The 13854-nt window shown below is 63.3% G+C and carries 14 protein-coding genes; 13 read left to right on the top strand and 1 reads right to left on the bottom strand.

What is annotated here, in order from left to right:
* Both ACIGJB_RS16460 and ACIGJB_RS16455 read left to right on the top strand, forming a co-directional pair.
* Positions 1–1842 (top strand): branched-chain amino acid ABC transporter ATP-binding protein/permease, encoded by a 1842-nt coding sequence (locus ACIGJB_RS16460; RefSeq protein WP_483730738.1) that lies wholly within the window; start codon positions 1–3, stop codon positions 1840–1842.
* 22 nt (positions 1843–1864) lie between these two features.
* On the top strand, positions 1865–2608 hold the full coding sequence (locus ACIGJB_RS16455; protein WP_483730737.1) for an ABC transporter ATP-binding protein: 744 nt from the start codon (positions 1865–1867) through the stop codon (positions 2606–2608).
* Positions 2609–2825: 217 nt separating this feature from the next.
* Here ACIGJB_RS16455 and ACIGJB_RS16450 read toward each other — a convergent pair whose 3' ends face one another.
* Positions 2826–3767, bottom strand: a complete 942-nt coding sequence (locus ACIGJB_RS16450) for a LysR substrate-binding domain-containing protein (RefSeq protein ID WP_483732355.1) — start codon at positions 3765–3767, stop codon at positions 2826–2828.
* A gap of 121 nt (positions 3768–3888) precedes the next feature.
* Between ACIGJB_RS16450 and ACIGJB_RS16445 the strand changes: the two genes are divergently transcribed.
* From ACIGJB_RS16445 to ACIGJB_RS16395, 11 genes are all read left to right on the top strand, one after another.
* Complete coding sequence (locus tag ACIGJB_RS16445) at positions 3889–4884, top strand: tripartite tricarboxylate transporter substrate binding protein BugE (RefSeq protein ID WP_483730736.1); 996 nt, start codon at positions 3889–3891, stop codon at positions 4882–4884.
* A gap of 3 nt (positions 4885–4887) precedes the next feature.
* Positions 4888–5757 (top strand): N-formylglutamate amidohydrolase, encoded by an 870-nt coding sequence (locus ACIGJB_RS16440; protein WP_483730735.1) that lies wholly within the window; start codon positions 4888–4890, stop codon positions 5755–5757.
* 239 nt (positions 5758–5996) lie between these two features.
* Positions 5997–7937 carry a tRNA uridine-5-carboxymethylaminomethyl(34) synthesis enzyme MnmG gene (gene mnmG, locus ACIGJB_RS16435; protein WP_483730734.1) on the top strand — a complete coding sequence of 647 codons (1941 nt, stop codon included), beginning with the start codon at positions 5997–5999 and terminating at the stop codon, positions 7935–7937.
* A 20-nt stretch (positions 7938–7957) separates the two neighbouring features.
* Positions 7958–8644, top strand: coding sequence for a 16S rRNA (guanine(527)-N(7))-methyltransferase RsmG (rsmG, locus tag ACIGJB_RS16430; RefSeq protein ID WP_483730733.1), 687 nt, complete (start codon positions 7958–7960; stop codon positions 8642–8644).
* Positions 8645–8726: 82 nt separating this feature from the next.
* Complete coding sequence (locus ACIGJB_RS16425; RefSeq protein WP_483730732.1) at positions 8727–9533, top strand: ParA family protein; 807 nt, start codon at positions 8727–8729, stop codon at positions 9531–9533.
* A 2-nt stretch (positions 9534–9535) separates the two neighbouring features.
* Positions 9536–10438, top strand: coding sequence for a ParB/RepB/Spo0J family partition protein (locus ACIGJB_RS16420; RefSeq protein WP_483730731.1), 903 nt, complete (start codon positions 9536–9538; stop codon positions 10436–10438).
* 321 nt (positions 10439–10759) lie between these two features.
* Positions 10760–11263 (top strand): ATP synthase subunit I, encoded by a 504-nt coding sequence (locus ACIGJB_RS16415; RefSeq protein WP_483730730.1) that lies wholly within the window; start codon positions 10760–10762, stop codon positions 11261–11263.
* Positions 11264–11506: 243 nt separating this feature from the next.
* Positions 11507–12373, top strand: a complete 867-nt coding sequence (atpB, locus tag ACIGJB_RS16410; RefSeq protein ID WP_483730729.1) for a F0F1 ATP synthase subunit A — start codon at positions 11507–11509, stop codon at positions 12371–12373.
* A 71-nt stretch (positions 12374–12444) separates the two neighbouring features.
* The gene (gene atpE / locus ACIGJB_RS16405) at positions 12445–12711 is read left to right on the top strand and encodes a F0F1 ATP synthase subunit C (RefSeq protein WP_011299478.1); all 267 of its coding nucleotides are present in this window, start codon (positions 12445–12447) and stop codon (positions 12709–12711) included.
* Between the two features lie 100 nt (positions 12712–12811).
* Complete coding sequence (locus ACIGJB_RS16400) at positions 12812–13282, top strand: F0F1 ATP synthase subunit B (protein ID WP_483709837.1); 471 nt, start codon at positions 12812–12814, stop codon at positions 13280–13282.
* Positions 13283–13284: 2 nt separating this feature from the next.
* Entirely contained in the window at positions 13285–13824 is a 540-nt protein-coding gene (locus ACIGJB_RS16395; protein ID WP_483730728.1) for a F0F1 ATP synthase subunit delta, read from the top strand.
* Positions 13825–13854 lie beyond the last annotated feature (30 nt).

The raw sequence follows: 13854 nt of genomic DNA, 5'->3' as shown, positions 1-13854 counted from the left end.
ATGACGATGCTGACTGACAAGCAGGCCGCCGTGAGCGGCGAACGCAGCGGCAACCGTGCCGGGCTGCAGCGCAACCGCGTGCTGACGCTGCTGTTCATCGTGGGGCTGGCCTTGCTGCCGGTGCTGCCGACGCCGGAGTTCTGGATCACGCTGGGCAATTACATCGGGCTGTACAGCATCGTGGCGATCGGCCTCGTGCTGCTGACGGGCGTGGGCGGCATGACGTCGTTCGGACAGGCGGCGTTTGTCGGGCTCGGCGCCTACAGCACCGCGTACCTGACCACGCAGTTCGGGTTGTCGCCGTGGTTCGGCCTGCTGGTGGGCCTGGTGATCACCATGGCCAGCGCCTACGTGATCGGCCTGATCACGATGCGCATGTCCGGCCACTACCTGCCGCTCGCCACCATTGCGTGGTGCCTGTCGCTGTTTTTCCTGTTCGGCAACCTGGAGTTCCTGGGCAAGTACGACGGGCTCAACGGTATCCCGGTGCTGTCGTTGTTCGGCGTCGAACTGCAGTCGGGCCGTGCGATGTTCTACCTGATCTGGATCGTGGTGCTGCTCGCCGTGCTGGCCGTGCAGAACCTGCTGAACTCGCGGCCGGGCCGCGCGATGCGCGCGCTCAAGGGCGGTGGCGTGATGGCCGAGGCGATGGGCGTCAACACCGCGTGGATGAAGGTCGTGGTGTTCGTCGTGGCGGCAGTGCTGGCGTGCATTTCGGGCTTCCTCTATGCGCACCTGCAGCGCGCGGTGAACCCGACGCCGTTCGGCCTGAACTACGGCATTGAGTACCTGTTCATGGCCGTGGTCGGTGGCGTTGGCCACGTGTGGGGCGCGGTGCTTGGCGCGGGCCTGCTTACGATCCTGAAGGACACGCTGCAGGGGCTGCTGCCGAAGCTGCTCGGCGCGAATGGCAACTTCGAGATCATCGTGTTCGGCGTGCTGCTGGTGCTGCTGCTGCAACATGCGCGCGATGGCCTGTGGCCGTTTTTGCGCCGGCTGTTTCCGTCGGGGCCGCCGGTGCATGCACCCGAAGCCGCCGATGCGCTGCCGGTCCGGCAGAAGCCCGAGGCCGGCGAGTTGATCCTGGACGTGCGCGCCGCGCGCAAGCAGTTCGGCGGACTGGTGGCGGTGAACGACGTGAGCTTCCAGGTGCGGGCCGGAGAGATTGTCGGACTGATCGGCCCGAATGGTGCCGGCAAGTCGACGACGTTCAATCTGGTGACAGGCGTGCTGCCCGTGACGCGCGGCGAGGTGCGCTATCGCGGCGAGGTGATATCCGGGCTGCCATCGCGCGAGATCGTGAAGCGCGGCATCGGCCGCACGTTCCAGCACGTGCATCTGCTGCCGACCATGACCGTGCTTGAGAACGTGGCGATCGGCGCGCACCTGCGCGGCGACTTCCACGCGCAGGGCGGCGTATCCGCGGCGATGCTGCGCATGAATCGCGCCGAGGAGGACAAGCTGCTGTTCGAGGCACGGCGCCAGCTCGAACGCGTAGGTCTTACAGACTGCATGTACATGGAAGCCGGCAGTCTCGCGCTGGGGCAGCAGCGCATCCTGGAGATCGCGCGTGCGCTGTGCTGCGACCCGGCGCTGCTGCTGCTCGATGAACCTGCCGCAGGCCTGCGCTACAAGGAGAAGCAGGCGCTGGCCGAATTGCTGCGCAAGCTCAGGGCGGAAGGCATGAGCGTGCTGCTGGTGGAGCACGACATGGACTTCGTGATGAACCTGACCGACCGCCTGGTCGTGATGGAATTCGGCACGCGCATAGCCGAGGGCGTGCCCGAGGATGTGCAGAAGAACCCGGCCGTGCTCGAGGCCTATCTCGGTGGCGTGGAGTGATGGTGTGGACAAGGAGCACAAGATGAGCCCGATCCTCGAAGTGAAGGACCTCCACGTCCGCTACGGCAAGGTGGAAGCGGTGCACGGCGTGAGCCTGAAGGTGGAGGCTGGCAAGATCGTGACCGTGATCGGCCCCAATGGCGCCGGCAAGTCGACGACGCTGAATGCCATCATGGGCGCGCTGCCAGTCAGTGGCTCGGCCAGCGGCACGGTCAGCTATCTCGGCCACGACATGGCCGGCATCCCGGTGGAAGGGCGCGTGGCGCGCGGCATGTGCCTGGTGCCGGAGAAGCGCGAGCTGTTCGCGTCGATGACGGTCGAGGACAACCTGCAGCTCGGCGCCTTCCGCCGCAAGCGCGCCGGCGAGAAAAACTACCTGGATCAGATCGACGTGGTCTACAACCTGTTTCCGCGTCTGCGCGAGCGCGCGCGGCAGGACGCCGGCACGCTGTCAGGCGGCGAGCGCCAGATGCTGGCCGTGGGCCGCGCGCTCATGGCCAAGCCGCAACTGCTGATGCTCGATGAACCGAGCCTCGGGCTGGCACCGCTGATCGTGAAGGAGATCTTCCATATCATCAGCAACCTGCGCCAGACTGGCGTGGCGACGCTACTGATCGAGCAGAATGCGCGCGCGGCCCTGCAGGTCGCGGACTACGGCTATGTCATCGAGACGGGCGATATGGCGATGGAGGGACCGGCGGCGGAGCTGGCCAGTAATCCAAAGGTGATCGAAACTTATCTTGGGTTGGCGAAAAAGGCGGCGTGAGATGCGCAAGTAGTCGATCGATGAATAGTCAGGCCCGCTTTTTCATTTGTCGCGTGGATAAATGGCCATCTAGCTGCCTGCTTTATTGGTAAGTATGCGGGTGACAGATGACGTATTTGTATTTATGCAGTCGGAAATTCTTCCAAATAATAAACGGCCGAGGCCAATTAGCAGTTTATCTGTGGGACGAATTGTTGATGGCTGCAATCTATACTAATCATTTCTCCTGCGAATGATCGTCGCCCACGTACTTCGCAGCATCCCCCGCGGCAGTTTCCAGCAACCATTCCCGGAAGCACCGGAGGGCCGGATGATCGCGTCGTTCCCTTGGCGCGCAAAGGAAATAGCCGCGCTGTAGCCGGATCGGAAGATCGAAGGGCGCTACTACCCGGCCGGCAGCCAATTCATCTTGCAGCAGACAGCGCTGCAGCACGGCGATGCCCATGTCGGCGCGCACCGCTTGAATCAGGATCGAGACCTGGTCGAAGCCCGACGCCAGCTTTGGCGCAGCACTGGGTACGCCCGCGGCCGCCAGCCAGTTCACCCAGTTGGCGGGGGCAGTGGTGTGGTAGAGCAGAGGCTCGTCCATGAGTTCGGCCGGCTCGCGCCACCGCCCGGCCGCGCGCCGCTGGTGCTCGCGGTCGGGGTGGCAGATCGGCACCATTTCGCGTCCCACTACGTAGTCCACCTGCAAGCCGGGCCATTTCCCGGGCTCGCCGGCGAGCAGCGCTGCATCGGGTGCGGAACCGGAGAAATCCTCGTCGCGGCGGTAGGGTACGAAATCGAGCCGTATGTCCGGATGCCGCTTGTGGAAATCGGGCAGCCGGGGTACCAGCCAGACACTGGCAAGCGTCGGAACCGCCGACAGGGTGAGATGGTGGCTGCGGTCGCCAGCACGCAGCGCCGCACTGGCGCTTTCGATGGCGGCGAGCGGATTGGCCACGGCCTCCAGCAACTGTTGCCCCGCGCCGGTCAGCGTCAGCCGATGTGCATTGCGCTGGATCAGCGGTTGGCCGAAGTGTTCTTCGAGCCGGGCGATAGCGCGGCTCACCGCCCCTTGTGTCACGCACAGCGTCTCGGCGGCGCGCGTGAAGCTGCCCAGGCGCGCGGCGGCGACGAAGGCGTGCAACTCGGACATCGAAGGCGAATGCAACCGCATGGGGCGGGCCAGTGGAGAATGAGCTTTGGTAATGCGAAGGTGCAATATAGTCGTTTGCCGCGGGTCGGTAAACGCCTGACACTCGGCGGCTATTCATCACAAAAGAACAGGAGAAAGCCCAATGACCCGAGCCAGAATGTCGCGCCGCCAGCTGTTGCTGTCAGGCACTGCGGCTGCCGCCACGCTGACCTTTACCGGCAGCGTATTTGCGCAGGCTGCTTATCCCAACCGGCCCATCCGCCTGATCGTGCCGTTCGCGGCCGGTGGCTCGACCGACCTGTCGGCGCGCCTGGTCGCCGAGTTTGCCGGGCGCGAGCTGGGCCAGCCGATCGTGGTCGAGAACAAGGGCGGGGCAGGGGGCTCGGTCGGCATGGAGCAGGTCGCCAAGTCGGACCCGGATGGCTACACCATCGGCATGGCGACGGTCAGCACGCACGGCTCCAACCCGGCGGTCTATCCGAAGCTGAAGTACGACCCGATCAAGGACTTTGCACCGGTCACGAACGTGGTGGCGATTCCCAGCGTCTTCGCGGTGCACCCGAGCGTGCCGGCCAAGACCATGCAGGAGTTCATCGCGCTGGCCAAGGCCAACCCGGGCAAGTACACCTTCGCCTCGCCGGGCGCAGGGTCGCTCGGTCATGTGAATATCGAGAACTTCATGATGCTGGCCCACATCGAGCTGCTCCATGTGCCGTACAAGGGCGCCGGCCTGGCACTCAACGATGCCGTGGCAGGACAGGTGAATGCCATTACCGACAATCTGTCGTCCACGCTGCCTCACGTGAAATCGGGCCGGCTGCGTGCACTGGCCGTGCTGGGGGCGACCCGCTCGCCGCAACTGCCGGGCGTACCCACTTATGCGGAGCTGGGCTACAAGGACATGGGGGAGGGTGGCTGGTTTGGCATCGTCGCCCCGGCGGGTACGCCGTCGGCGGTGGTCATGCGCCTGAACCAGGCCATCCACAAGGCCATGCAGAACCCCGAGTTCAAGCGCAAGGTGGAAGAGTCGGGCGGCACGCTGGTGCCGACCACGCCTGACCAGTTCAAGGTGCAGATCCAGCAGGCCATGGCCCGGTATGCGCGTGTGGCCAAGACGGCAAACATCAAGCTGGATTGACGTATGAGTGAAGCTGTCAAAGCCCTGGCCGGCGCGCCGTTCACGCTGGCGCTGCCCGAAGGGGGCGCCTTGCCGCTGGTGTGTGATTCGCCGCATAGCGGCACCGTGTATCCGACGGACTTCGGCGCCGCGGTACCGGCCGAGCGCTTGCGCGGCGGCGAGGATACACACATCGATGCGCTATGGGACAGCGTGCCAAGCGTCGGTGGCACGCTGCTCGCAGCAACCTTTCCCCGCGTCTACATCGATCCGAACCGGATGCTGGACGACATCGATCCGGAGCTGCTGGACGGCCCCTGGCCCACGCCGTTGGCGCCGGGGGAGAAGACCCGGCTGGGATTCGGGCTGATCTGGCGAAACATGGATGCGGCCACGCCGATCTATGACCGCAAGCTGTCCGTGGTCGAAGTGCAGGCGCGTATCGACGGCTATTACCGGCCGTACCATGCTGCCTTGTCTGCGGCAGTGGAGGGCGCCTACCAGCGCTTCGGCGCGGTCTGGCACCTGAACCTGCACTCCATGCCGAACAACGCCTATGAGCGGCTCCGGATCCAGAGCCCGCACCCGTTGGCGGATTTCGTGCTCGGGGATCGGGACGGCAGCACGTGCGAGCCGGGGCTGGTGGATCTGGTGGAGGCGGAATTGCGGGGGATGGGGTACTCCGTCGCGCGCAATGACCCGTACAAGGGCGTGCAGCTGATCGCCCAGATCGGGCGCCCCGCTGAACGGCGCAATAGCCTCCAGATCGAGATCCGGCGTCCGCTTTATATGGATGAGCGGACCCGGGAGCGGAACGAGGGATTTGGTACGCTGCAGCGGGATCTCGCTTTGCTGACGCAGCGGGTTGCTGCTTATGTCAGGCAGCAGGTTTGAGTGTTTCACGTGGAACACGTCGGCCGGACCTTTTTGGGTTCGGCCTTTTTGTTTGGAGGAGGGGAAATGGTCGGGCGCCAACCACAAGCCTTCGCCCACTGTGTTCCACGTGAAACACCCATGTAATCTCCACACCATGTTTCACGTGAAACACTGTAACCCTCAAAAAGCCGTCAGGCGATTGCCGCTATAATTCGACATCCCGATTGTTCCCGTCAGCCTCCCGGAGGAGGTGTCCCATGCTTTACCCAAAAGAATTCGATGTCATCGTCGTCGGCGGTGGTCACGCCGGCACGGAAGCTGCCCTGGCAGCTGCCCGAATGGGCTGCCAGACCCTCCTGTTGACCCATAACATCGAAACGCTTGGGCAGATGAGCTGCAATCCGTCGATCGGCGGTATTGGCAAGGGGCATCTGGTCAAGGAAGTGGACGCAATGGGCGGCGCCATGGCTGCCGCGACGGACGAGTCGGGGATCCAGTTCCGTATCCTCAATTCCAGCAAGGGTCCGGCCGTGCGCGCGACGCGTGCGCAGGCCGATCGCGTGCTGTACCGCAAGGCCATCCGCACCCGGCTGGAGAACCAGCCGAACCTGATGCTGTTCCAGCAGGCGGTGGACGACCTGCTGGTGGAAGGGGATCGGGTGGTCGGTGCGGTGACGCAAGTTGGCATCGCATTCCGCGCTCGCGCGGTGGTGCTGACGGCTGGCACCTTCCTGGACGGCAAGATCCACGTTGGCCTGGATAACTACACGGGTGGCCGTGCGGGTGATCCGGCTTCGGTATCGCTGTCGGCCCGGCTCAAGGAGCTGAAGCTGCCGCAGGGTCGCCTGAAGACCGGTACGCCCCCGCGTATCGATGGCCGTACCATCGACTTTTCGGTGATGGAAGAGCAGCCCGGCGACCTGGACCCCGTGCCGGTGTTCTCGTTCCTGGGCCGCCCCGAGCACCATCCGCAGCAGCTCCCATGCTGGATCAGCCATACCAACAGCCGTACCCACGACATCATCCGCGGCGGGCTCGACCGTTCGCCGATGTACACCGGCGTGATCGAAGGGGTAGGGCCCCGTTACTGCCCGAGCATCGAGGACAAGATCCATCGGTTTGCCAGCAAGGACAGCCACCAGATCTTCCTGGAACCGGAAGGTCTGACCACCAACGAGTTCTACCCGAACGGCATCTCCACGAGCCTGCCTTTCGACGTGCAACTCGAACTGGTGCATTCGATCCGTGGCCTGGAGAACGCACACATCATGCGCCCCGGCTACGCCATTGAATACGACTACTTTGATCCGCGCGCGCTCAAGGCTTCGCTGGAAAGCAAGGCGATTGGTGGGCTGTTCTTTGCCGGCCAGATCAATGGGACGACCGGCTATGAAGAGGCCGCAGCGCAGGGCCTGCTGGCCGGCATCAACGCTGGCTGCTACGTGCGCGAACGCGATGCCTGGACACCGCGCCGCGACCAGGCCTACCTTGGGGTGCTCGTCGATGACCTGATCACGCGCGGCGTGACCGAGCCGTATCGCATGTTCACCAGCCGCGCCGAATTCCGCCTGAGCCTGCGCGAAGACAACGCCGATATGCGCCTGACCGAGGTCGGCCGCGAACTCGGCGTGGTCGATGACGCCCGGTGGGACGCGTTCAACCGCAAGCGCGATGCTGTTTCACGTGAAACAGAGCGACTGAAGAGCACGTGGGTCAATCCGACCATCCTCCCGGCTGAAGACGCCGTGCCACTGCTGGGCAAGCCCATCGAGCGCGAGTACAGCCTGGCTGATCTGCTGCGCCGCCCGGAAGTCCGCTACGACGGCCTGATGGCGCTGCAGGGCGGTCGCCACGCACCCGAGGCGCCGCTCGACGCGGATCCGCTGCTGGTGGACCAGATCCGCGAACAGATCGAGATTGGCATCAAGTACCACGGCTATATCACTCGCCAGGCGGCGGAAGTGGACAAGCTCGAAGCCAATGAGTCGACACGTTTGCCCGAAGGGCTCGACTACACCGAAGTGCGCGGACTGGGCTTCGAGGTCAGCCAGAAGCTGAACCAGCATCGGCCCGAGACGCTGGGGCAGGCCTCGCGTATTTCGGGCGTGACCCCGGCGGCCATCTCGCTGCTGTTGGTACACCTGAAGAAGAAGGGGCTGGGGCGTACCCGTTCCAGCAACTCGCAAGAGGCAGCCTAGTGGCGGGCCAACGACATACCGTGATCGACGACGCGGCCCAGCGTCGTCGCCTGGAGGCCGGCCTGAACGAGATCGGCCTGGCCTTGCCGCCGGAGCGCATCGAGACGCTGTTCGCCTACCTCGCCCTGCTGCGGAAGTGGAACGGCGTCTACAACCTCACCGCAATCCGCCATCCCGATGAAATGCTGACGCATCATTTGCTGGATTCGCTCGCGGCCATCCCGGCGCTGGCGGAGGCCGCACGCTCGCCGGCGGTAGCAGGGGCTGCGCGGGGCAGGGTGCTCGACGTGGGTTCGGGCGGCGGCATGCCTGGCCTGCCGCTGGCGATTTCGTGCCCGGATGTCTCCGTGCTGATGGTCGACATCGTGCAGAAGAAAACCGCCTTCCTGACCCAGTGCCGCGCCCAGCTGAGCCTGCCGAATGCGGCGGCGCACTGGGGCCCGGTCGAGAAGCTGGAAGATGCGGATAAGTTTGCGGTGATTACATCACGCGCATTCGCCGAACTCACCGACTTTGTCACCCTGTCCGGCCATCTGCTGGCGCCGCAAGGCCGCATGATCGCGATGAAGGGCGTGTATCCACAGGCTGAACTGGACCGCATGGAAGCGGCTGGCCTGATGGCGACGTGGCAGGTGGAGGAAGTGCGAAGACTGACAGTGCCCGGACTAGATGCCGAGCGCCACCTGGTGCTGTTGTCGCGCAAATGATATTGACGGCGTTCGCGCCGCGAACCGGACGGGCCAGCGGGCACGGACGGATGAAGAATTCAATCGGGAACCTCAGAAGCATATGGCCAAGGTATTCGTGATCGCGAACCAGAAGGGCGGGGTGGGCAAGACCACCACGACGGTGAACCTTGCCGCGGGACTGGCTGCGCAGGGCCAGCGCGTGCTGCTGGTCGACCTGGATCCGCAGGGCAATGCCTCGATGGGCTCGGGCATCGACAAGCAGTCGCTGGAGCAAAGCGTGTACCAAGTGCTGGTCGGACTGGCTTCGGTAGCGCAGGCGCGCCAGCGTTCGGAAACCGGCAAGTACGACGTCCTGCCGGCCAACCGCGAACTGGCCGGCGCGGAAATCGAGCTTGTGGAGCTGGACCAGCGCGAGCGCCGGCTCAAGCAGGCCATTGCCGAGGTCGACGATGAATATGACTTCGTGCTGATCGACTGCCCGCCGTCGTTGTCGCTGCTGACGCTGAACGGCCTGTGCGCGGCGCATGGGGTCATCGTGCCGATGCAGTGCGAGTACTTCGCGCTCGAAGGCTTGTCCGACCTGGTCAACACCATCAAGCAGGTGCATGCGAACCTGAACCGCGAGCTGAAGGTGATCGGCCTGCTGCGCGTCATGTTCGATCCGCGCGTGACGCTGCAGCAGCAGGTGTCGGCACAGCTCGAATCGCATTTTGGCGACAAGGTCTTCAAGACCCTGATCCCGCGCAATGTACGCCTGGCCGAAGCGCCGTCTTATGGCATGCCGGGCGTTGCCTTCGATCCGTCGTCGAAGGGTGCCAAGGCTTATCTCGACTTCGGCGCCGAGATGATCGCCCGTGTCAGGCAGCTGTCGGCGCCGGAAGCTGCCACCGCCATGCAAGGACAGTGACCATGAGTACCGTGAAGAAGAAGGGACTGGGCCGCGGCCTCGAAGCGCTGCTGGGAGGTCCGGCCGAGATCGTCGAGACCGCGAAGCTGGAGGGCGCGCCCTCCCTGCTGCGCCTGGACCAGCTTCAACCGGGCAAGTACCAGCCGCGCACGCGCATGGATGAGGGCGCCTTGCAGGAGCTGGCCGCGAGCATCCGCGCGCAAGGCCTGATGCAGCCGATTCTGGTTCGGCGCGTGGCCGAGCCGGATCGCTACGAGATCATTGCCGGCGAGCGCCGCTTCCGGGCATCACGCATCGCAGGACTCGACAAGGTGCCGGTGCTGGTGAAGGACGTCGCCGACGAAGCCGCCGCGGCCATGGCGCTGATCGAGAACATCCAGCGCGAAGACCTGAATCCGCTGGAGGAAGCGCAAGGCATCATGCGCCTGATCCGCGAATTCCGCTTTACGCATGAACAGGCCGCGGAGTCGGTAGGGCGCTCGCGCAGCGCGGTATCCAATCTGCTGCGCCTGCTGAACCTGGCCGCGCCGGTACAGACCATGCTGATGGCGGGCGATCTCGACATGGGACACGCGCGCGCGCTGCTGGCCGTCGATGGCGCGAACCAGATCACGCTGGCCAACCAGATCATCAACAAGCGGCTGTCGGTGCGCGAGACCGAGAAGCTGGTCGCATCCACGCTCAAGCCGTTCGAACTGAAGTCGCTCAAGCACAAGACTGGCAACGGCATGCGCGATGTGGCGCGGCTGGAAGAGGAATTGTCGGATGCGCTGGGACTGGCGGTGCAGATCAAGCTCGGCGTGCGCGGCAAGGGCCAGCTCACCATTCACTTCACCAACAACGAAGCGCTGGATGGCGTGCTCGCGCGCCTGCGAGATGCAGACGAAAGCAAACGCGTAGCCTGAAAAGCTGCGCGATAAACGGCCACTTAAAGACTCACTGTTGCATTCACGCAGCAGTTAACTATCCGGTGTTCGGCTAATGCGCTGGACAGTCGTGAATCCTCCATCATGCGTCACGCGAGTTGCGCAATCCAATTACGTCAAGCGTCGTTGCTGCGCAATTTCAACGAAGCCATCATGCAATCGTGATAGCAACCGTTGTGCAGTTTGCCACTGCAAGCGAACTGTAAGCACATTGACGCGACTCAGTATTTCCCCTTAAAATTGCGCGGTTTGAATTCTGGTCGGGCCGAAAAGTTCCGGCCCGGATGAGGCAGGCAGGTAGTGGTAAGAGACCGACAGCAGCAAAACGATTCGCGTCAGGCAAGCCCCCGCAGTGATGATTGGGATTTTGACGCAGAACGGGAAGAAGAAGCTGTCGATCCGCTGTCACACGACGACGCGGTAACGCTGTTCGGCGAACGCGCGTTGCGCCCCTCGCGCATGACACCCGGCAAGATCGTGCTGGCGCAGGTGATTGTGACCCTGCTGTCGGCATTGTGCTGGGCGCTGTTCGGCAAGCAGGCAGCGCCGTATGGCTGGTCCGCGTTGTTTGGTGGCGCCGTGTGTTTTATCCCGAGCGGGTTCTTTGCGTTGCGGCTGTGGATGTCGCGCGAGCGGGCCTCGGTCGGCGGGCTGGTGATGGGCGAGGCGATCAAGGTGTTCGCCACCGTCGCGCTGCTGGTGCTGGTGGTGGTGCTGTACCGCGATCTGCGCTGGGTGCCGATGCTTGTCACGTTCCTGCTTGCGCTCAAGACGTATTGGGTGGTGGCGATGGCGCTTCGGTAAGCAGTAACACCAGGCCAGCCGCACGAAGTGTGTGCTTCACGCAGAGGTGGGGCACCAAAACGGAATATCAAGATCCTCGGTGCAGGGTTTCATAGTGGTGAAACCGTGGGCCGACAAAGTTTGACCCTTCTTGCATGGCGGTGACCGGCCACGATGGCCGAAGGCAATGCAAGACGCGTACCGGCTGCCCGCCAATGCGAGGGTGCCGGCTCAACGATTTCGCAATATACCGTTCGTTTCGACATGTCAGAAGCTATCCAAGGCGCCGAACACGCGCTGACACCCTCCGGCTATATCGCCGAACACTTGCAGAACTTGAACTCGGTCGGCGGCAAGCAAGCGTCGGTGGTCGATTTCTCCGTGCTCAACTATGACACGGTGTTCTGGTCCGTGCTGTGCGGCGCGATCGCCTTGATCTTCCTGCTGATCGCCGCGCGTCGCGTTCACGCTGGCGTGCCGGGCCGTTTCCAGGCCTTCGTCGAGATGATCGTCGAGATGGTCGACGACCAGGCCAAGGGCATCATTCACGGCGACCGCTCGTGGATTGCTCCGCTGGCGCTGATGGTGTTCTGCTGGATCACCATGATGAACGCGATCGACCTGATTCCGGTCGACTGGGTCACAGGCCTGAACAACCTGCTCGGCATTTTCCACATTCATCTTCCGCACCACCGCGCAGTGGCCACGGCTGACCTGAACGGTACGCTGGGCATGTCGTGCTCGGTGCTGGTGCTGATGATCTATTACAGCTTCAAGATCAAGGGCACGGGCGGCTTCATGCACGAACTGTTCTCGGCCCCGTTCGGCGCCAAGTGGTACCTGGCTCCGTTCAACCTGATCCTGAACATCATCGAATTCCTGGCCAAGGCCGTGTCGCTGGGCATGCGGTTGTTCGGCAACATGTACGCCGGCGAACTGGTGTTCCTGCTGATCGCGCTGCTGGGTTCCATCTGGACGTTCAGTGCCGACCTGTCGGCGCTGGGCTTCGTCGGCCACGTCGTTGCCGGCACGGTCTGGGCGATCTTCCACATCCTGATCGTTCTGCTCCAGGCATTCATTTTCATGATGCTGACGCTGGTGTACATCGGCCAGGCTCACGATCACCACTGATCGGCAAAGATTTTAGGTTTTTGGTTTTTTGGTTTTTTGGTTCTAAGTCTCTCTAAATTAAAGGAGTCATCATGCAAGCATTTCTCGCCAACATCCAGGGTCTGACCGCCATCGGTATCGGCATCATCATCGGTCTGGGCGCTATCGGCGCCTGCCTGGGTATCGCCCTGATGGGTGGCAAGTACATCGAAGCGTGCGCACGTCAGCCTGAACTGATGAACCCGCTGCAAACCAAGATGTTCCTGCTGGCTGGCCTGATCGACGCGGCATTCCTGATCGGCGTGGGTGTTGCAATGCTGTTCGCCTTCGCCAACCCGCTGCTGGCTGTCATTCAGTAATTTCTTTTCGGTCTGCATGATGCTGACGGGCGGCGCAGGCCATCAGCCTCGCCGCCTTTTGTGCATTTATCTGTAGTTTGATTACCGAAAGGAACACACCATGAATCTGAACGCAACGTTTTTTGCGCAGATGGTCGTGTTCTTCATCCTGTGGTGGGTTGTTGCCAAATTCATTTGGCCGCCGCTGGTGAAGGCGCTCGACGAACGCGCAAAGAAGATCGCCGATGGCCTCGCCGCTGCCGAGAAGGGCAAGGCCGAGCTTGAACTCGCCAACAAGCGTGTGGACCAGGCTATGGCCGAAGCCCGCACCGAGGGTGCTCAACGCGTCGCTGACGCCGAGAAGCGCGCCCAGCTGACGGCTGACGAGATCAAGCAAAACGCCCAGGCGGAAGCCGCACGCATCATCGCCCAGGCCAAGGCCGAGGCAGAGCAGCAAGTGACCCGCGCACGTGAAGACCTGCGCGACCAGGTCGCCGTGCTGGCAGTCAAGGGTGCCGAGCAGATCCTCAAGCGCGAAGTGAACGCGCAGGTCCATACCGACCTGCTCAATCAACTCAAAGCTGAGCTCTAATCATGGCCGAAACCGCAACCATTGCCCGTCCCTACGCTGAGGCGCTGTTCCGCGTTGCCAGCGAAGCCGGCAATCTGGGTGCATGGTCCGAGCTGGTGTCGGAGATGGGGCATATCGCCGCCAACCCCGACATGAAGGCGCTCGCCGACGATCCGAACGTTCCCGGCAACAAGCTGGCCGAACTGTTCCTGTCGGTGGTGAAGTCCCCGGTGAATGACGAAGCACGACGCTTCGTCACGCTGCTGGTGGACAACAACCGCCTGACGGTGATGCCGGAAATCGCCGAGCAGTTCCATGCGCTCAAGAACGCCCGCGAAGGCTCGTCGGACGTCGAGATCACCAGTGCATTCCCGCTGGATGGTCAACCACTGAACGACCTGATCGCTGCGCTCGAACGCAAGTTCGGCCGCAAGCTGCACGCAAAGGTGGCGGTAGACCCGTCCCTGATCGGCGGCGTGAGCGTCAAGGTCGGCGACGAAGTGCTCGACACCTCCGTGCGTGCGCGCCTGGCTGCCATGCAAACCGCGCTGACCGCCGTCTGATCGGCCGTCCGTCGGATTGAAGAATTAGGA

The organism is Cupriavidus sp. C2SS-8b, assembly GCF_057073745.1.
This window is presented reverse-complemented; position numbering and strand designations above follow the sequence as displayed.

Bases quoted from the DNA above. Each gene is read 5' to 3' on its own strand.
- ACIGJB_RS16420 (WP_483730731.1), top strand. From the start codon at position 9,536: ATGAGTACCGTGAAGAAGAAGGGACTGGGCCGCGGCCTCGAAGCGCTG.
- ACIGJB_RS16450 (WP_483732355.1), bottom strand. From the start codon at position 3,767: ATGCGGTTGCATTCGCCTTCGATGTCCGAGTTGCACGCCTTCGTCGCC.
- ACIGJB_RS16445 (WP_483730736.1), top strand. From the start codon at position 3,889: ATGACCCGAGCCAGAATGTCGCGCCGCCAGCTGTTGCTGTCAGGCACT.
- ACIGJB_RS16460 (WP_483730738.1), top strand. From the start codon at position 1: ATGACGATGCTGACTGACAAGCAGGCCGCCGTGAGCGGCGAACGCAGC.
- ACIGJB_RS16400 (WP_483709837.1), top strand. From the start codon at position 12,812: ATGAATCTGAACGCAACGTTTTTTGCGCAGATGGTCGTGTTCTTCATC.
- ACIGJB_RS16455 (WP_483730737.1), top strand. From the start codon at position 1,865: ATGAGCCCGATCCTCGAAGTGAAGGACCTCCACGTCCGCTACGGCAAG.
- ACIGJB_RS16440 (WP_483730735.1), top strand. From the start codon at position 4,888: ATGAGTGAAGCTGTCAAAGCCCTGGCCGGCGCGCCGTTCACGCTGGCG.
- atpB (WP_483730729.1), top strand. From the start codon at position 11,507: ATGTCAGAAGCTATCCAAGGCGCCGAACACGCGCTGACACCCTCCGGC.
- atpE (WP_011299478.1), top strand. From the start codon at position 12,445: ATGCAAGCATTTCTCGCCAACATCCAGGGTCTGACCGCCATCGGTATC.
- ACIGJB_RS16425 (WP_483730732.1), top strand. From the start codon at position 8,727: ATGGCCAAGGTATTCGTGATCGCGAACCAGAAGGGCGGGGTGGGCAAG.
- ACIGJB_RS16395 (WP_483730728.1), top strand. From the start codon at position 13,285: ATGGCCGAAACCGCAACCATTGCCCGTCCCTACGCTGAGGCGCTGTTC.
- mnmG (WP_483730734.1), top strand. From the start codon at position 5,997: ATGCTTTACCCAAAAGAATTCGATGTCATCGTCGTCGGCGGTGGTCAC.